The organism is Lebetimonas sp. JS032 (assembly GCF_000523315.1).
Classification (GTDB): domain Bacteria; phylum Campylobacterota; class Campylobacteria; order Campylobacterales; family Nautiliaceae; genus Lebetimonas.
Genome location: NZ_ATHS01000001.1, coordinates 1307552 through 1326792, shown reverse-complemented (window position 1 = coordinate 1326792; position 19241 = coordinate 1307552). Strand labels below are relative to the sequence as shown.

General features: G+C 30.6%; 16 protein-coding genes and 2 pseudogenes. 15 read left to right on the top strand and 3 right to left on the bottom strand.

What is annotated here, in order from left to right; genetic code table 11:
• Positions 1 to 114: 114 nt before the first annotated feature.
• The 14 genes and pseudogenes from glgP (DZ65_RS11335) (at position 115) to purH (ending at position 16229) form a co-directional block, all read left to right on the top strand.
• The gene (gene glgP, locus DZ65_RS11335; protein ID WP_201767799.1) at positions 115 to 1422 is read left to right on the top strand and encodes an alpha-glucan family phosphorylase; all 1308 of its coding nucleotides are present in this window, start codon (positions 115 to 117) and stop codon (positions 1420 to 1422) included.
• A 2-nt stretch (positions 1423 to 1424) separates the two neighbouring features.
• A complete protein-coding gene (gene glgP, locus DZ65_RS11330) occupies positions 1425 to 2192 on the top strand; it encodes an alpha-glucan family phosphorylase (RefSeq protein ID WP_201767798.1) in 768 nt (255 codons plus the stop codon).
• Positions 2164 to 2436 carry a hypothetical protein gene (locus DZ65_RS0107465; protein WP_024791483.1) on the top strand — a complete coding sequence of 91 codons (273 nt, stop codon included), beginning with the start codon at positions 2164 to 2166 and terminating at the stop codon, positions 2434 to 2436. The genes glgP (DZ65_RS11330) and DZ65_RS0107465 overlap by 29 nt, the downstream gene beginning before the upstream one ends.
• Positions 2437 to 2452: 16 nt before the next feature.
• Positions 2453 to 4975, top strand: coding sequence for a sugar phosphate nucleotidyltransferase (locus DZ65_RS0107460; RefSeq protein ID WP_024791482.1), 2523 nt, complete (start codon positions 2453 to 2455; stop codon positions 4973 to 4975).
• Positions 4963 to 6729: a glycoside hydrolase family 57 protein gene (locus DZ65_RS0107455; protein WP_024791481.1), complete on the top strand. Its 1767-nt coding sequence runs from the start codon at positions 4963 to 4965 to the stop codon at positions 6727 to 6729. The genes DZ65_RS0107460 and DZ65_RS0107455 overlap by 13 nt, the downstream gene beginning before the upstream one ends.
• Positions 6726 to 8459 (top strand): alpha-amylase/4-alpha-glucanotransferase domain-containing protein, encoded by a 1734-nt coding sequence (locus DZ65_RS0107450; RefSeq protein ID WP_024791480.1) that lies wholly within the window; start codon positions 6726 to 6728, stop codon positions 8457 to 8459. Before DZ65_RS0107455 ends, DZ65_RS0107450 begins: the two co-directional genes overlap by 4 nt.
• Positions 8452 to 9093, top strand: coding sequence for a hypothetical protein (locus DZ65_RS0107445; protein ID WP_162147624.1), 642 nt, complete (start codon positions 8452 to 8454; stop codon positions 9091 to 9093). Before DZ65_RS0107450 ends, DZ65_RS0107445 begins: the two co-directional genes overlap by 8 nt.
• Positions 9047 to 9373: a hypothetical protein gene (locus tag DZ65_RS0107440; protein ID WP_035908228.1), complete on the top strand. Its 327-nt coding sequence runs from the start codon at positions 9047 to 9049 to the stop codon at positions 9371 to 9373. Before DZ65_RS0107445 ends, DZ65_RS0107440 begins: the two co-directional genes overlap by 47 nt.
• The gene (locus tag DZ65_RS0107435; protein ID WP_024791477.1) at positions 9357 to 10073 is read left to right on the top strand and encodes an ROK family protein; all 717 of its coding nucleotides are present in this window, start codon (positions 9357 to 9359) and stop codon (positions 10071 to 10073) included. The genes DZ65_RS0107440 and DZ65_RS0107435 overlap by 17 nt, the downstream gene beginning before the upstream one ends.
• Positions 10070 to 10789, top strand: coding sequence for a glycogen synthase (locus DZ65_RS10905; RefSeq protein WP_201767797.1), 720 nt, complete (start codon positions 10070 to 10072; stop codon positions 10787 to 10789). Before DZ65_RS0107435 ends, DZ65_RS10905 begins: the two co-directional genes overlap by 4 nt.
• On the top strand, positions 10773 to 11489 hold the full coding sequence (locus DZ65_RS10900; protein WP_201767796.1) for a glycogen synthase: 717 nt from the start codon (positions 10773 to 10775) through the stop codon (positions 11487 to 11489). Before DZ65_RS10905 ends, DZ65_RS10900 begins: the two co-directional genes overlap by 17 nt.
• Positions 11486 to 13297, top strand: a complete 1812-nt coding sequence (gene glgB, locus DZ65_RS0107425; protein ID WP_024791476.1) for a 1,4-alpha-glucan branching protein GlgB — start codon at positions 11486 to 11488, stop codon at positions 13295 to 13297. Before DZ65_RS10900 ends, glgB begins: the two co-directional genes overlap by 4 nt.
• 21 nt (positions 13298 to 13318) lie before the next feature.
• A pseudogene (locus DZ65_RS11535) lies at positions 13319 to 14685 on the top strand (phosphomannomutase/phosphoglucomutase).
• A 29-nt stretch (positions 14686 to 14714) separates the two neighbouring features.
• Positions 14715 to 16229 (top strand): bifunctional phosphoribosylaminoimidazolecarboxamide formyltransferase/IMP cyclohydrolase, encoded by a 1515-nt coding sequence (gene purH, locus DZ65_RS0107415; RefSeq protein WP_024791475.1) that lies wholly within the window; start codon positions 14715 to 14717, stop codon positions 16227 to 16229.
• A gap of 31 nt (positions 16230 to 16260) precedes the next feature.
• On the opposite strand, the gene DZ65_RS0107410 is transcribed toward purH, so the two are convergent.
• Positions 16261 to 17244: a YeiH family protein gene (locus DZ65_RS0107410; RefSeq protein WP_051433553.1), complete on the bottom strand. Its 984-nt coding sequence runs from the start codon at positions 17242 to 17244 to the stop codon at positions 16261 to 16263.
• Here DZ65_RS0107410 and DZ65_RS10890 point away from each other — a divergent pair.
• Positions 17228 to 18445 (top strand): annotated as a pseudogene (locus tag DZ65_RS10890) (IS256 family transposase). The gene DZ65_RS0107410 and the pseudogene DZ65_RS10890 sit on opposite strands and share 17 nt — an antisense overlap.
• A gap of 62 nt (positions 18446 to 18507) precedes the next feature.
• Here the strand turns inward: DZ65_RS10890 and DZ65_RS0107400 are convergent.
• Positions 18508 to 19104 (bottom strand): Fic family protein, encoded by a 597-nt coding sequence (locus tag DZ65_RS0107400; protein WP_156920230.1) that lies wholly within the window; start codon positions 19102 to 19104, stop codon positions 18508 to 18510.
• A complete protein-coding gene (locus DZ65_RS11325) occupies positions 19085 to 19210 on the bottom strand; it encodes a hypothetical protein (RefSeq protein WP_255327381.1) in 126 nt (41 codons plus the stop codon). Before DZ65_RS11325 ends, DZ65_RS0107400 begins: the two co-directional genes overlap by 20 nt.
• Positions 19211 to 19241 lie beyond the last annotated feature (31 nt).

Below are 19241 nucleotides of genomic sequence, written 5' to 3'. Positions count from 1 at the left end.
TGAACACCCCTTTAATCATATATTTTAGAAAAATTATATCACTTATTATAAACTTTGAGTAAATTTTAAGCAAAAATTAAGCAAAACTGAGTTATAATTTCCAAAAGGAAAAAAATGAAAACAAAAAACATATTACTTGAAAATTTTCCTGAGGAACTTATAAATCTTAAAAAAATAGCCCTTAATCTTTGGTGGAGCTGGAATCCGAGGGCAAGGGAATTATTCAGACAAATTGACCCTTATTTGTGGGAAGAGCTTAGTCATAACCCCATTTCCCTTCTCAAGAGGCTTGATGATAACGATTTTAAAGCACTTTTAAACAATCATGAATTTATGAAAGAATATAATCTTGTTTCGGCGCTTTTTAAAGACTATTTGAATACTTCCAAAATTTATACTGATGAAAACACCCTTCCGGTGGCATATTTTTGTGCAGAGTTTGGTCTGCATCATTCTATTCCTATTTACAGCGGAGGCCTCGGTTTTTTGGCCGGCGATATTTTAAAAGAGGCAAGCGATATGAATCTGCCTTTTGTAGGTGTAGGATTTATGTATTCAAACGGTTATTTGAAACAGGTAATAGGAAGCGACGGATGGCAAAACAGTGAAAATCAAAATATCAACAAAGATGAAGCGCCAATTGAAAGGGTTATGGATAAAGACGGGAAACAGCTAATAATCCAGGTCCCTTTTATAGACCCTCCGATTTATACGGCTGTATGGAAAGTAAATGTAGGAAAAGTTGAACTTTATCTTTTGGATACCGATATAGAGCAAAATTCTCCGTGGGACAGGGGGATAAGTTCTCATCTTTACACACCCGATATGAATCAAAGACTACGTCAGCAGATAGTTCTTGGAATAGGTGGCTATGCAGTTCTTGAAACACTGGGTATTAAATATTCAATTCTGCATCTGAATGAGGGCCATCCCGCATTTGCATTGTTTGAGAGAATCAGATATTTTATAAATCAGGGAGTGAGTAAAGAAGAAGCCTTGCAAAAAGTAAAACAGACTTCTGTTTTTACGACTCATACGCCTCTTGCCGCTGCAACGGATATATATTCTTTTGAAAATGTGGGCAGTTATTTTAAAGATTATGTAAAAACACTCAATATGGATTTAAATGAATTTTTTTCTTTTGGAATAAATCCGGATAATCCTCATGGATTTAATATGACGATACTAGCCATGAGTTTAAGCAATAATATTAATGCGGTATCAAAAAAACATAAAAATGTAACAGAAAATATCTGGAAAAATTTCTTGATTAAAACAAATAAAAAAATAGATTATGTAACAAACGGGGTTCATATTCCGACATGGGTAAATTATGATTTGTATAAAAAATATGATGAACTTATAGGAAGCTGGCTTGAAATACAGGATGATATAAACTGTTTTGATATGGATATAAAATAGATATGATTGAATTTATTAATGAAAAAGATAGAAATAAGTGGGAAAACGGAACCGACCCGTTGGTGGTAATAGCCGAAGGTGCTTTACTTGACAGTAATATTTTGACAATTACTTTTGCAAGAAGAATGACAGGCTATAAAAGACCGGATTTGATTTTAAGAGATTTAGACAGGCTTTATTCAATAATCCATAATCCTAAAAAGCCGATTCAAATTATATTTTCAGGAAAAGCCCATCCTGCCGATACTCCGGGAAAACAGATAATTCAAAGAATATTTAAAATATGCGAAGATCCAAAAAGTAAAGGAAGAATTGCATTTGTGGAAGATTATGGAGAAGAAGTGGCGAAATATTTAATCAGAGGCAGTGATGTGTGGCTTAATAATCCCCTTTTGCCGCTTGAGGCAAGCGGTACAAGCGGTATGAAAGCTTCAATTAACGGCACTATTCATCTTTCAACCCTTGATGGCTGGTGGCCTGAGGGATACAATGGCAAAAACGGGTTTGTTATAGGGGGTGAGTCAAGCGATGATGTAAAAGATGCCGAAAGTATTTATGAAAATCTGGAAAAAATCGCTGAACTATATTATGACAGAGACGACAGCGTATATTCAAAAAAATGGATAAAAATTCAAAAAGAGGCAATAAAATCAATTACACCCAAATTTTCCGCAAGACGTATGATGAAAGATTATTTAAACAAATTTTATTTGCCAATCTCAACAAATTTAAGGAGAGAAAATGATACAGATAAAAAAAAGAAAAAATAAAGCATGGGTCAGTTTTTATTTTAATAATAAAGCAAATGAGGTTTATATAATGGGAAGCTGGAATAAGTGGGAAAAAGAAAAAATGAAAAGAAAAAAAGACGGAAGCTTTTATATAAGAAAATCACTTCTTGTTAATCAGACTTATGAATTTGGATATTTGGCAGACGGAAAATGGCTGAATGACGAAAATTGTGAGAAAATAAATTCACCGTTCGGTTCTGAAAATTCTGTATTGAAATTATGAATTATAAGGAGAAAGAATGAGAGAATATACAGCGGTTATTATGGCGGGGGGGTTTGGTACAAGAATTCAACCACTAACTCACTCAACCCCAAAACCTATGCTGCCGGTAACAAATATTCCCATGATGGAGCATATTTTAGAAAAACTTGTTGATTTTGGAATGAAAGAAGTTGTAATTTTGCTTTATTATAAACCAGAAGTTATAAAAAATTATTTTGGTGATGGGAGCAGATGGGGTGTAAAAATCAATTACGTTTTGCCGGACAGTGATTATGGAACGGCGGGGGCTGTGAAGAAGGCAGAAGAATTTTTAAATAAACCATTTTTAATTATAAGCGGGGATTTGGTTACGGATTTTGATTTGAAAAAAATATTTGCTTTTCATGAGGAAAAAAAATCAAAATTAACCATTACATTAACTACGGTAAATAATCCTTTGCAGTTTGGAATTGTAATAGTAAATGAAGATGGGGAGATTGAACAGTTTTTGGAAAAACCGAGCTGGGGAGAGGTTTTTAGCGATACAATCAATACGGGTATTTATATAATAGAACCTGAAATACTGGGATTTATCCCTAAAAACACCCCTTTTGATTTTTCAAAAGATTTGTTTCCAAAACTTATGAATGAAGGAATAAAACTCTATGGATATACCGCGCAAGGTTATTGGAGGGATGTGGGGAATCCGGATTCATACAGAGATGTTCATATAGATATATTCAATGGAAAAGTAAAATATAATTATCCTGGACGCAGAATAAGATATCTTGATGGAATTTTGCATTTAATGGGTGAGGCAAAAATCGATAAAAGCGTAGAAATTGTAGGAGAAGTGGTGCTTGATAACGGGGTTGTTTTGGAAAAAGGGGTAAAACTTCAAAACTGCTCAATCGGTAAAAATACCAAAATAGGGATGAATTCCAAAATCAGGGATTCAATTGTTTGGGAAAATGTGGAAATTGGGGAAAACTGTGTATTTGATTACAGTGTAATTTGTAAAAATACAATTATTGAAAACAATGTTATTGCTAAAAACGGATGTGTAATTGCTGAGAATGTAAAGGTTGGAAAATTAACAAGAATTGAAAAAGATGTGACGATATGGCCAGATAAAGAAATTGAGCCGGCTTCTATTGTAACAAGCAATGTGGTTTTTGGGACCAAACTTAAAAATGCAATTTTTGAAAACGGAATTGCAAGCGGAAAAGTAAATACGGAAATAAGCTGTGATATGGCCTGCAGACTCGGAGAAGCGTTCGGCTCACTTTTTCCAAAAGGCGCTAAAATAATGGTGGGAAGAGATGAAACAAGAAATGCGAGAATGCTGAAAAGAGCATTTGTAGGTGGGCTTCTTTCAACCGGAATCGATGTAATTGATTTAAAAGCCCTTCCGCCGACTGTTCTCAGATTTAATGTCAATGCTAACAATAAAATAGCGGGAGGTGCGTATTTCAGACTTGCTTTAAGTTCTCCCGGAGATATAGAAATTATTCTTTATAATGAATTTGGTCTTAGAATTAATTCCAGTATATCAAAAGCGTTGGAGAAAAATTATTTTAATGAAAAATTTAGACGTGTTGAATTCAGTGAAGTGGGAATGATTCATGATTTTGATGTAAATATTTTTGAATATTGCAATAATTATGAAAATAAAATAAAAGAAATAATAGATCACCAGATAATCAAAGATAATGAGTTTAAAATCGTAATAGATTTAATGTTTGGAATAACAAAAGAAGTGTTTCCAAAATTATTGAATGAAATGAAAATAGAAAATATTATTTTAAATGCATATTCCGATGAAAACAGACTTTTAAATATTTATAATTATAAAGACAGGGCAAAAAAAGAAATAAGTAAAATTGTTACTTCACTTAAATTTGATATGGGTGCAATAATTTTCCCTCATGGCCAAAGACTTAACTTAATTACTGAAAAAGGAGAAGTGCTTGATAAAATAAAAGCATTAATTGCAGTTCTTAATTTACTCAATATTGATGCAAAAGCCGGGGATAAAAAATATAAAGTGTTTTTGCCTATGTGGGCGCCTGATTATATGGATGAAAATTTTAAATATTTAGAAATTTATAGAGGAAAATATTCAAGCTTTGATTATAAAAAAATAAAAGAATATAATTTGATAGCAACAATTGACGGAAATTTTGCATTTACAGAATTTGCCCCTCACAGGGATGCTATGTTTAGTCTACTTAAAATAATGGAACTTTTAACAAGACATGACTTAAAACTCAGTGAGATTACCGGTATTGAAACAAATTTCTATTATAAAAAAGAAAAAATAGAATGCCCTCAGTTTAAAAAAGGCAAAGTGATGAAAGAGTTTTTAAAAATTGCCAAAAATAAAAAATATAAAAAAAACGGAGGAATTAAAGTTTATGAAGAAGATAATAACTGGGTCCTTTTGATTCCTGATGAAACAAGCGAACATATAAAAATTTATATTCAGGCAGAAAATTCTGAAATAGGGGAAAAAATGTTTGAACATTATAAAGGTCTGATAAATAAATGGATAGCATAAGCATTCTTTGGCATATGCACCAGCCCTTTTATTATTATAAAAATAAAATTTACCTTCCCTGGGTTTTTTTGCATGCTATAAAAGATTATTACGATATGGCTAATATTGCCGGCAAATACAATGTAAATGTAACTTTTAATCTTACACCTTCACTTTTAGTTCAGTTAGATGAGATTAATGAAAGTAAAGATTATTTTATTTCTCTTTTGCTTAAAAGAAATTTGCAAAATTATGAAAAAAACTTTGTTTTAAATATTATAAAAAGCGTTTATGTTGATACAATGGTAAAACCGTATAAGAGGTTTTATGAGCTTTTTAATAAAAAAGATTTGAGTGATAGCGAATTTAATGATTTGCAGGTGTTTTATCTTTTATCATGGTGTGGGGAAGAGCTTAAAAGTAGAAAATTTATTCAAAATTATCTAAATAAAGAGAAATTTACTTTTGAAGAAAAAGAAGAACTTATTTTTTATCTTTTAGAATTTGTAAAAAAAATTATTCCTTTATATAAATCTTTGCAAGAGAAAGGGAAAATTCAAATTACTACAACACCTTTTTCACATCCGATTCTGCCTCTTTTATTTGATATGCAAAACGCAAAAAAAGCAAATTCAGATATAGTTTTGCCAAAAATATATTTTTCTCTCAAAGATGACGCTATTTTGCATATTAAAAAAGCAAAAGAGGTTTATAAAAATTTTTTTGGATTTTTTCCAAAAGCATTTTGGCCGGCTGAGGGGTCTATAAGTGAAGAGGTTATAAAAGCTTTTAAGGAAGAGGGGGTTGAAATAACTTTCAGCGGTGATGACGTTTTAAAAAAAGTAGCTGATGATATTTATACCCCTTATGAATTTGAAGGTGTAAAACTCTTTTTTAGAGACAGATATTTAAGCGATTTGATAGGATTTAATTATAAATATTTTGAAATTGATGATGCCATTACTCATTTCAAAAGAGAAATAGAAAGCAGAAGTGGGAATAAAACTATTATTTTAGACGGTGAAAATGCATGGGAATATTACAAAAAACCGTATGAATTTTTGCATAAGTTTTATGAAATGCTTGAAAGTATTAATACAAAATTTTTTGATGAGGTAGATGGAGTTAAGAAACTTAATAAAATCATTCCCGGAAGCTGGATAAATGGAGATTTTAATACTTGGGTTGGGGATGAAGAGAAAAACAGGGCTTGGGAGATGCTTTTTTTATCAAAAAAAGAAATTCCTGATGATGAAAATTATTTATATGCCGAGGGAAGCGACTGGTTCTGGTGGTATGGAAAAGGGCATGAAAGCGCTCAGGATGAAATATATGATGAAATATTTAGAAATTATTTAATTGATATTTTTAAAAAACACAACAGGGAGATTCCCGCATACCTGCTTATTAAAAATTTCAATAAAAAACAGTATTTTAAACCTCAAAAGTTTATTTTAACTCCTAAAATTGATGGCAAAACAAACTTTTTTGAATGGGTTGGAAGCGGGGAGATTGAGGAAAATTTTGGTGCTTTGGCTTGTACTCTTCCAAAAAATTTATATTCCATAGATGAGAATAATTTTTATTTAAGAATTGATGATGCAAAATTTATTTTTAAAGAATTTAAAAATATAAAAGGCAAAATTGTAGAAGCAGTAGGAGAAAAAAAAGAATTTTTAAAATTTACATTAAAAGGGGAGAATTTTGAAATTATACTGCCGAGTGAAATAATAAAACTTGATATAAATGAAATTTATAAAAACTGGTTTGTATGATGCTTTTTGGGGTACATTTACATCAGCCTGTTGATAATTTTGACAGTGTTATTGAAAAAGCGGTTAATGAATGTTACGGCCCTTTTTTTGAGCTTCTTAGCAGATATCCTGAATTTAAATTTTCTTTTCATTCAAGCGGCTGGATTTTGGAAAAAATAAAAAATGAATACAAAGATGTATTTGAAAACATAAAAAAATGCAATATTGAATTTTTTACAGGCGGGTTTTATGAACCGATTTTGGTTTCAATTCATAGTGAAGATAGAATTTATCAGATTCATAAATTGAATAAATTTTTAAAAGAAAATTTTAATGCCACTCCTTCAGGACTTTGGTTAACTGAAAGGGTTTGGGATGATGAAATTATAAGTGAACTTAAAAAATGTAATATTAAATATGCGATTATTGACGATTATCATTTTTTTGCAAGCGGATATAAAGAAATAAACGGATATTATTTAACGGGTATGTTTGAAAAACTTGCGCTTTTTCCCATTTCAAAAGAGCTTAGGTATGCTATACCTTTTAAAGAGGTGAATGAAGCAGTTAATTTACTTAAAAATAATCTTGTGATGTTTGATGATATTGAGAAATTTGGTCTTTGGCCGGGAACAAATGAACTTGTTTATAAAAAAGGATGGCTAAAAGAATTTATTGAAAAAACAATTGATGAGTCTTTGCATTTTAGCGAGTTTTATAAAAAAAATAATCCTATTGCCTATGTTTTTATTGAAAACCTCTCTTATGAAGAAATGACAGAATGGGTAATGGATGCCGAGGATATAATTGAACTTCAAAAAGAAAAAAAACACTGCCGCTTTGCAAAAGGGAGTATCTGGAAAAGATTTTTTTATAAATATAAAGAGAGCAATTATCTGCATAAAAGGATGCTTTGCGCAAATAAAAATGAGAGTTATTATAAGCTTCAGACAAATGATGTTTACTGGCACGGGATTTTTGGGGGGATTTATCTTCCAAATTTAAGGGACAATGCTTACAGGTACTTAATAGAGAGTGATAATTTAAAAGATGGGTATATAGATATAGATTTTGATGGAAACAGGGAAATAAAAAAAGTATTTGAAAATTCAATTTTTGTTTTTAATTGCAGAGGCGAACTTATAGAATTTGATGACAGGAAAAGTAAATTTAATTTTTTAAATACCATAAAAAGATATAAAGAGTTTTATCATTTACTAAATGAAGAAAAAAAGGATGATAATAAAAAAGTAAAAACAATTCATGAAATGAATATAAAAAAACCTAAAGAAATTTATTTTGATGATTATTTCAGGTATTCGTTTATACTTAGAAAAAAAGACAATGTAAATTTAGAGCAACTTATAAAAAACGAAATCCCATATTTAGAGTTAGATTATTATGTTAAGTTTGAAGAAGATGAATTGATTTTTGATACTAAAGAAGGAATGAGTAAAAAATTTAAACTGTTTGATAAAAAAATAGAATATGAAATTGAAGGTGAGTGTGTTTTAGAATTTAACTTGCATTTTGCAAACTATAATATTAAAGAAGGCGAATTTGAAGGAGAAGAGTTTAGCTACTTTGATGAATATACAAAAAGAAAAGTCACAATTAAATTTAACAGCTCAAGATATTTTGTCTATTTAATTAAAACTTATAATTTAACAGAAAACGGACTTAAAGAAACAGTGCAGGGTGTAAGTTTAGTAATAGAAAATCCAGGTAAAGGGGAAATTGGTATTGAATAGTTTAAGGTATGATTTACTGAGGGATGAATATGTAATAATTGCTCCAAACAGACTCCATCGTCCTGATATGGTTTATGAAATAAAAACAAAATATCCAAAAGTCTGTCCGTTTTGTCCGGGAAATGAAGATATGAGTGAAAAGGATATTTTAAGATTTGAAAAAAACGGCAAATGGGTTTTAAGGGTTGTGCCTAATAAATTCAGAAGTCTTGGAATTGAAAATCCGTATTATTTTAAAGAATATGAAGCCGGAAGCTATGGAGCTCACGAAATAATTATAGATACAAATAGGCACATAAAATTTTTTGAATTTGAAAAAGAAGAATTTATAAATTTATTTAAAGCAATAAAACTTAGATATTTTGATTTAAAAAACGATAAAAAACTAAAATATTTTACCTGTTTTAAAAATGAAGGGATAAAAGCCGGTGCCACTCAGTCACATCCTCACACTCAGATTTTGGCACTTCCTCTTATTCCTGTAAATAAATTAAAAGAGCTTGAAAGATATAAAACATTTTTTGAAGAGCATGGAAAGACTATTTTTGAAAAATATTTAGAAATTGAGCCTCTAAGAACTTTTGAAAATGATGAATTTTGCTCTTTTGCCAAAAGCCTCCAAGTTTGCTTTTGAAGTTAGGATTGTCAGTAAAAAAAGAGGAAATGATTTTAATGAAGAGAAACTCTCAGAAGTTTTTGAATATCTTAAAGTTATGCCAAAAATTATAGGTGAATTTGATTTTAATATTGTTTTTAATTTTGCTCCTTTTAGAGAGAGTGAAGAGTGGTTTAATTTTAATATAGAAATTATTCCAAGACTTTTTAATATAGCAGGAGGTGAGCTTAGTGGAATTTATACAAATGTAGTGGCTCCTGAAATTGCAAAAAAGGCTTTTGATGATTTTAGCAATTGATATTGGAGGGACATTTTTTAGGTATAAGTTTGGAGAAATTTTTGAGGTTAAAAATACAAAAGAGATTGATGTTTTAAAAGAGATTTTAAATTTAATTGAAAAATACAAACCTTTAAAACTTGGAATTTCTTTTGCAGGTCAGGTGAATAATGGCAAAATCCTCTCAGCTCCAAATATTAATATAAAAAATATTGATTTAAAAAAACAGATAAAAATTCCTTTTATTTTAGAAAATGATTTAAATTGTGCGGCAGTTGCCGAGAGTAAATATTGGAAAAATAAATTTTTAGTTGTACTTTATTCAGGCACTGGGCTTGGGGCTGGAATAATTGAAAATGGCAAATTAGTCAGAGGATATATGAATTTAGCAGGAGAAGTTGGACATATCCCATATAAAAAAACTAAATTCATCTGCGGATGCGGAAAAAATGACTGTCTTGAATTTTATGCAAGTTCTAAAATAGAAAAAATAGGCGGAAGTTTTGAAGAATATAAAGAGGCTATAAATAAAGCTGTTGGAACTATGGCAAGTTTATTTAATCCCGAAATGATAATTTTAGGTGGAGGATATTATCTTCATCATAAATTTGAAATAGATAAAAAATATATCCCGAATTTTGATAAGGTTGAAATAAAAACCACAAAAATAAAAGATGCTTCATTAATAGGGGCTGAAATTTTAGCAAAGGAAGAATTATGAATATAATGTTTGCAAGCTCTGAAGTTACACCTTTTGCCAAAACAGGAGGCTTGGCGGATGTAAGTGCCGCTTTGCCTAAGGCTTTGAGTAAGCTAGGGCATAATGTAAAAATTGTAATGCCAAGATATTACAGTATAAACCCAGCAAATTTGGAAAAACTTCCATTTAGTATAGGGGTGCCGGTTGGAGGTCTTGGGACACTTTGGGCTGGGGTTTATAAAAGTTATTTGCCAAATACTAATGTGGAAGTTTATTTTATAGATTATGAGAAGTTTTTTGGAAGAAGCGGAATTTATAGCGATTATAACGGATATTCATATCCCGATAACGATAAAAGATTTATATTTTTTACAACTGCAGTTTTGGAGCTGACACTTGCACTGAAATTTGATGTTGATATTTTTCATTTTAACGACTGGCAAAGCGCTTCTGGGACGGCTCTGCTTAAATACAGATATAACTGGCTTTTTCCTAAATCTAAAAGCGTTTTAACAATCCATAACCTTGAACATCAGGGAATTTTTTGCAAAGAAGCTTTTAATTATTTAATGATTGACTGGAAGCATTTTAATTTATACGAATTTGAAGCCTTAGGTCTTACAAATTTATTAAAAGGCGGAATTGCCTCGGCTGATAAAATTACAACGGTTTCACCTACTTATGCAAAAGAGATTCAAACTCCTAAATTTGGATTTGGCCTTGAAGAGACATATTAAAGCTCATTCTCATAAGCTTGTGGGAATTCTAAACGGGGTTGATTATGATGAATGGAATCCGAAAACAGATAAATTAATTCCTTTTAATTATGATATTGAAAATATTGAAGTTAAAAAACTAAATAAACTTGTTTTGCAAGAGAGAATGGGACTAAAGAAAAATGAAAAAAAAGCTCTTATAGGACTTGTAAGCCGTTTTGCAAAACAAAAGGGAATAGAGCTTATTGCACAAGCTATGGAGGGGCTTTTAGGATTGAGTGCAGATTTTGTTTTCCTTGGAAGTGGTGAGAAATGGGCTGAAGGGTTTTTCAGTGATATTGCAGCAAAATATCCGAATTTCAGAGTTTGGGTTGGATACAACAACGTACTTGCACATTTAATAGAAGCCGGTAGCGATCTGTTTTTAATGCCTAGTCTGTTTGAACCTTGCGGGCTTAATCAGATGTATTCATTAAGATACGGAACACCTCCTGTTGTAAGGGCTGTGGGAGGGCTAAACGACAGTGTTGAAAATTATAATCCTTTTACAAAAGAAGGTGATGGTTTTAAATTCGCTTTATATAATACGCTTAAATGGGCGGTTGAAACTTATTATTATGATTCGGGTTATAAAATTATTCAAAAAAAAGGAATGCAAAAAAGATTTTCCTGGGAGAAAAGCGCAAAAGAATATGAAAAAATTTATAAAGAGTTAATATGAAAGAAATGGATTTATATCTGTTTAAAGAAGGTACACACAGATACCTTTATAAACATTTGGGGAGTTTTATACAAAAAAACGGAGTTTTTTTCAGAGTATGGGCACCGCATGCAAAAAATGTAAGTGTAATGGGGGATTTTAATAATTGGGACAGACTTTCAAATCCTTTAACTAAAAACGGGGAGTTTTGGGAAGGATTTGTTGAAGGTGCAAAAAAAAGGGATAAATATAAATATTTTATAATAGGGGCATATGATCAGCGTTTGGAAAAAATAGACCCGTTTGCAAAATATTTTGAAAAACCTCCAAAATCTGCAAGTGTAATATGGGAAGATAATTACAAATTTAATGATGAAAAGTGGCTTGAAAAAAGAAATCAGAATTTTGATAAACCTTTTAGCATTTATGAAGTCCATCTTGGTAGTTGGAATAAAGAGTATGATAATTATGTTGAGTTGGCTGGGGCTCTTAGCAAATATGTAAAAGAGATGGGTTATACCCATATTGAACTGATGCCGCTTACCGAATATCCTTTTGACGGATCGTGGGGATATCAGGCTGTTGGGTATTTCGCACCTACCGCAAGATACGGGGAGCCTCATGAATTTAAAAAATTTGTTGATATTATGCATCAAAATGATATAGGAATTATACTTGACTGGGTGCCAAGCCATTTTGCGGTTGATGGGCATGGGCTGATTACCTATGATGGTACTGCTCTTTTTGAGCATCCTTCTCCCCTAAAAGGCTATCATCCGGAATGGAAAAGCCATATTTTTGATTATGAAAAAGGAGAAGTCAGATCATTTCTAATAAGCTCTGCAATATTTTGGCTAAAAGAATACCATATTGATGCAATAAGGGTTGATGCTGTTGCTTCTATGATATATCTTGATTATGCAAGAGATGATTGGATTCCAAATAAATACGGAGGAAATGAAAACCTTGAAGCAATACATTTTTTAAAAACACTTAATAAATCATGTTATGAAGAAGTGCCCGGAATTACAATGATTGCAGAAGAATCTACTGCTTTTCCTGCTGTTACAAAACCTGAAGGACTTGGTTTTGGATATAAATGGAATATGGGGTGGATGAACGATACACTTCAATATTTTGAATATGAGCCAATTTACAGACAGTATCACCATCATGAGTTAACTTTTTCTTTTGTATATATGTTTAGCGAAAATTATATTTTGCCTCTTTCACATGATGAGGTGGTTCATGGTAAAAAATCTTTAATTGGAAAAATGCCTGGAAATTATGAAGAGAAATTTGCAAATTTAAGGGCGCTTTTTGCATATATGTATGCACATCCTGGAAAAAAACTTTTATTTATGGGCGGAGAAATTGCGCAGTTTAAAGAGTGGGCATATAAAGAGAGTATTGAGTGGTTTTTACTTAAATATGAAAAACATAAAGGCGTTCAAAATCTGGTAAAAGAGCTAAATAAAATTTATAAAAATGAAAAAGCCCTTTGGCTTGATTGTAATCAGGAGGGTTTTGAATGGATAAACGAACTTGATTATCAAAGAAATGTAATTTCATTTATCAGAAAAAATAAAAATGAAAAGATGATTATAGTATGTAATTTCTCAGGTGCTAAATATCAAAATTATTTAATAGGCGCTCCTAATGGTGAATATAAAGAAATTTTAAATTCAAATAGCAAAAAATTTGGAGGATGGATAGAAGATAAAGAAAGAATTTATAAAACTTTTAGTAAAGAATGTTGTGGCAGAGAATATTCAATTGAACTGGATTTGGAACCATTTAGTGTGGTTTATCTTAAAAAGATAATATAATTTTATTAAAAAGGAGAAAAAATGGATATTAAACATATTTTTAGAGAATATGATATAAGAGGAATTTTTGAAAAAGATTTAAATGAAAAAGTTGTAAAGTTAATAGGATTTTTCTTAGGTGAAAGAGTAAAAGGTGAATATGTTTTAGTAAGTTATGATGCAAGGACACATTCTCCTACACTCAAAAATTGGTTAGTAAGTGGGCTTAATAAAGCTGGTAAAAAGATAATAAATGCAGGAATGCTTCCAACAGGAGTTAATTATTTTGGAAATTTTGTGCCTTTATGTTTAGATGGGGTTGGAAAAATTAATATAGGAGGAAGTATACAAATTACCGGTTCACATAACCCACCTGAGTATAATGGATTTAAAATAACAATTGATAAAAAGCCTTTTTTTGGTAAAAGTATTTATGAACTTGGTGATGAAATTATTAAAAATTTTGATTTAGAGATAGAAGATAATTTTGAAGCAATTGAGTATGATTTAAAAAGTGATTATATAAATTATATAGCAAATCAATTTTCCCATTTAAAAAATTTAGAGTTAAATGCTGTTTTTGACTGTGGAAACGGAGTTGCGGGAGTTGTTTTAAGAGATATTTTAGAAAGACTTAATATAAAAAATTATGAAATTTTATTTGAAAAACCAGATGGCACTTTTCCAAATCACCATCCTGATCCGACAGAAGAAAAAAATCTAAAATGGGTAAAATTAAAAATGGCAGGGACTATGCCTTTGCATATGACGGAGATGCGGATAGGATTGCATTTTTAGATAAAAAATATAATTATAAAGGAGATATTTTACTTTACTTTTTTGCAAAAAATATGAAAAATCCATGCGTTATTAGTGAAGTAAAAGCCTCTCAAATTGTATATGATGAAATTGATAAATTTGGAAAAGCTATAATGTATAAAACTGGGCACAGTAATTTAAAAACTCTGCTTTATGAAAAAAACTGCGATATGGCGGCGGAAGTCAGCGGGCATATTTTCTTTAACGACAGATATTTCGGGGTGGACGATGCTATTTATGTAACATTCAGGATAATGGAGCTTATTGATAAAGGTTTTGATTTTGCAGGAGAATTTGAGAAACTCCCAAAAGTTTACAATACAGATGAAATTAAAGTTCATACAACAGAAGATAAAAAATTTAAAATAATTGAAGAAATTAAAAAATACTTAAATGAAAACAAAGATAAATTAAATATTAAAAAGATAATCGATATTGACGGAGTTAGGGTTGTTTTTGAAGATGGATGGGGGCTTATTAGAGCAAGTAATACAACACCTGTTCTTGTTACAAGATTTGAGGCAAAATCAAAAGAAGCGTTGGAAAAAATAGAAAAAACAATGAAAGAGATAATTAATAAATTTTTATAATGTTATAATTTCAATAAAAAAGGAAGTTAATGAGAGCATTGCTAAGTGTATCTGATAAAACTGGAATTGTAGATTTTGCAAAAGAACTTAAAAAACTTGGATTTGAGATAATTTCAACAGGCGGGACAAGAAAAGTTTTAGAAGAAAATGGAATTAAAGTTATTGATATAAGCGAAATTACAAAATTTCCTGAATGTTTCGGAGGAAGGGTAAAAACACTAAATCCTTATGTGCATGGGGGTATTTTATACAGAAGCGGAATAGATGATGAAGAAGCAAAAAAGCTTGGGATTGAGAGAATTGATTTAGTTTGTGTTAATCTTTATCCGTTTAAAGAAACTACTCAAAGGACTGACGATTTTGATGAAATAATTGAAAATATAGATATCGGCGGTCCTACAATGGTAAGGAGTGCCGCTAAAAATTTTAAAGATGTAATGATTGTAACTAACCCAAATGATTACGATAAAATAATAGAAATTCTAAAAAACAATCAAAATACGCTTGAATTTAGAAGAGATTTGATGATAAAAGCATTCGAGCATACTGCGGCATATGACAGTATGATTGCAAATTATATGAATGAAAGATTTAACAGCGGATTTGGAGAAAAAAGATTTATAGTGGGAAATAAAGTATTTAACACAAGATACGGAGAAAATCCTCATCAAAGAGGTGCTTTATATGAATTTGAAGATTTTTACAACAGTTTAAATATATTAAAAGGTGAACCAAGCTTTAACAATTTAACGGATATTAACGGGGCTGTAAAAATTGCTGTAAGTCTTGGAAAGGGTGCAATAAGCATTATTAAACATGCAAATCCTTGCGGGGCTGCAAGGAAAGGCGATTTAATCACCACTTGGCAAAAAGCTCTTGAATGTGACCCTATCAGTGCTTATGGAGGAGTTGTTGCCGTAAACGGAATTGTAGATAAAAATTTGGCGGAGGAAATTAATAAAATTTTTGTTGAGGTTTTAATTGCCGGAAAAATTACAGACGAAGCTGTTAAAGTATTTGAGAAGAAAAAAAGAATAAAACTTTTTGACCTTGGTAAACCTCATTTGGAAATTGCCGGGGATAAATGGGATTTTAAACATATTGAAGGCGGATTTGTATTCCAGGATGCAGACAGGGTCAGTGATGATGAAGTGGCAAATGCCGAGTGTGTAACCGAAAAATGTACAGATGATAAAAGAGATTTGGAAATAGCCTGGAAAATTGCGGCACTTACCAAATCAAACTGCGTAGTGTTTGTAAAAGATTCTCAAATGGTGGCAATTGGTATGGGAATGACAAGTAGGGTGGATGCTACAAGATGTGCTGTTGAAAAAGCAAAATCTTTAGGACTAAATATTGAAGGTGCATCACTTGCCAGCGAAGCATTCTTTCCATTCAGAGACAGTGTGGATTATGCCGCTGAGGTAGGTATAAAATCTATAATCCAACCTGGTGGAAGCATCAGGGACAATGAAGTTATAGAAGCTGCAAACGAACACGGCATTGCAATGTATTTTACCGGGAAAAGGCACTTTTTACATTAAGACTTAAAGCAACAAAATTAAATTTGTTGCTTTAAAGATTTATACTGATTTTTGTTATGAAATATCCTCCAACAATCAGCCAGATAAATAAAATTCCAGCTAAATAAATCGCTTTAAGTCCCACACCTTTAAATTTATTGATGTTTGTCTCCATTCCAAGTGCTGTCATTGCCATTGTAAGTGCAAAAGTATCAAGCGTATTGACAGTATCTACAATTTTTAAAGGCAGTAAATTTAATGAATTAAAACCTGCAACAACAATAAACCAGACGGCAAACCATGGAATTGTTATTTTTGTTTTTTCATTTTTTATTTTGTTTTTTGCCGTTTTTGCAAGAAAAATGCCTAAAATTATTAAAAACGGTGAAATCAGCATAACCCTTATCATTTTTACAATTACGCCTTCTTTTGCGACTTCAGGTGAAATGGCGCTTCCGGCACCTACCACATGTGCCACCTCATGAATGGTTGAACCTATGTATATTCCCATTTCGTTTGGCGTAAAATGTAAAATTCCGCTTTTATAAGCAATAGGATATAAAAACATAGCTGTTGTTCCAAATAAAATAACCGTAGCTACGGCAATTGCACTTTTATAAGCTTCTGCCTTTACAACCGGTTCGGTAGCTAAAACTGCGGCGGCCCCGCAGATTGAACTCCCGGCACTTGTCAGTATGGTAGTGTCTCTGTCAAGTTTTAAGATTTTAGTCCCTACAATATAACCGATAATAAATGTAAAAGTTACAATCATAGTAGATGCGAAAATTCCAGGAATTCCTACAGCCGCTATGTTTTGAAATGTGATTCTGAATCCGTAAAATATGATAGCGGCCCTAAGCAGGGTTTTTGTTGAAAAATTAATTCCAGGATTCCATTCTTGGGGCAGATGATTTCTCAAGGTATTTGCATAAAAAGCTCCTATAGCCAAAAACTGTGTAAATCCTAATATAGATGTTGAGAGATGATAAAATAAAAAAATAAAAGTAAAGGATTTACACATGAGTATTTTAAACATTGAAGAATATAAAAGAAGATTAAAATCAGGAAATCCAGTGACAATTGAAGAGATTGAAAAAGAATTAAAAAATTTAATCAAAGAGATGATAGAAACAGCAACCCAAAGTGAAATGACAAACCATTTAGGTTATGAGAAAAATGAAAAATCTGATAATAGCAATTACAGAAATGGATACTCTACAAAGAATTTAAAATCTAAATATGGAGAAATTGAAGTAAATATTCCAAGGGACAGAAATTCTACATTTGAGCCTAAAATTGTAAAAAAAAGACAAAGACTTTTAGATGGGACGGAAGATTTAATTTTATCTTTATATGCAAAAGGAATGAGTGTAAAAGATATTCAGCACCATCTTGATGATTTATACGGATATGAGCTTTCAACTGAAACCATATCAAATATTACTGAAAAAATCTTAGAAAAAGCTATTGAATGACAGAATAGACCTTTGGAAAGTATTTATCCTATAATTTTTATGGATGCAACCGTATTAAAAATAAAGGTTGAGAGAAATATAAAAAATACAGCCTGTTATATAATGCTGGGAATCACTATAGAAGGTAAAAAAGATATTTTAGGTATATGGATAAGTGAAGAGAATGAAACTTCTAAATATTGGCTCTCAATACTTAATGAAATAAAAAACAGAGGTGTAGAAGATGTTTTAATATTTTCAATAGACGGACTAAACGGATTTAATGAAGCTATTAAAGCCGTATATCCAAAAGCTGAAATTCAAAGATGTGTAGTTCATCAGATAAGAAACTCTTTAAAATTTGTCTCTTACAAAGACAGAAAAGAAATTGCAAAGGATTTAAAATCAGTATATCAAGCTGATACTGAGGATTTAGCCATTCAAAATCTTGAATATTTCAATGAAAAATGGGGCAAAAGATACCCTCATATTTATGATTTATGGAAAAGAAACTGGGATGAGCTTGCTACTTTTTTTAAGTATCCAAAAGAACTTAGAAAGCTTATTTATACAACAAATCCAATTGAATCTTTAAATTCTATCATAAAAAGAAAAACAAAATCTAAAGGCTCATTCCCTTCAAAAGAAGCAGCTTTTAAAGTCCTTTTTACTTCAACACAGGAGGTTATGCAAAAATGGAAAAACAGTAGGATTAGAAACTGGTCGGAAATTTATCCTCAACTTGTGATATATTTCCAAGATATTTTAGTAAAATATCTTTAAAGTTTTAGTCTTTGGTTTTTATTTACACAGTTAATCAATAAATTAGAGGAAGGTAGAAGAATCTAAAATTTATTTATACTACTTTTTATTATTTCTTCAAAACAATCATAATTAGCATTTTGAACACACTCTATTGCACATTTTATATACTCTTCTTCAGTTATATTAGCATAATCAATTACATCATATCCAGCATTTATAGATAAAATATCAATAAAAAATCTAATAATTCTTCCGTTTAATTCTAAAAAAGGATGAATAGCTATTAACTCACATTTATAATAGGCTAATTTATGAGCAAAAGTTTCTTTGTCTAAATTTTTTAAATATTTATCTTTTTTCAACTTAGCAAAAATTTTTTTCATTTCTTGAGTTACATAAATTCCTCTACAAAAAAGAGTATCACCTTTTGCTACATCAACATCTCTATAAACACCTGCCCATTCATATAAATCTTGAAAAGTTTTTTTATGAAGATTTTTAAAAAAGTATTCATCTAATTCAACATCAAGTTTTTTTGCAAACTTTTCGTAAGATTCTAACAAAAGAAGATGCTCTATTTTTATTAATTCATTTTCATCTTTAATGTCAAGTTTATTTTTAGGAATAGAAGTGTTAGAATAATAAATATCACTAATTTTAAACGTGTACTTTGACATTATATTTAGATTTTATCTCTTTTAATTTTTTTTCCTCTAAATTAACTTTATACCCCTCTAGTCTCATAGAGTGATAAACAATTTTTTTTAATTTAGATTTTTTCATATTTTTCCTTTTACAAAAACTTTATATAATA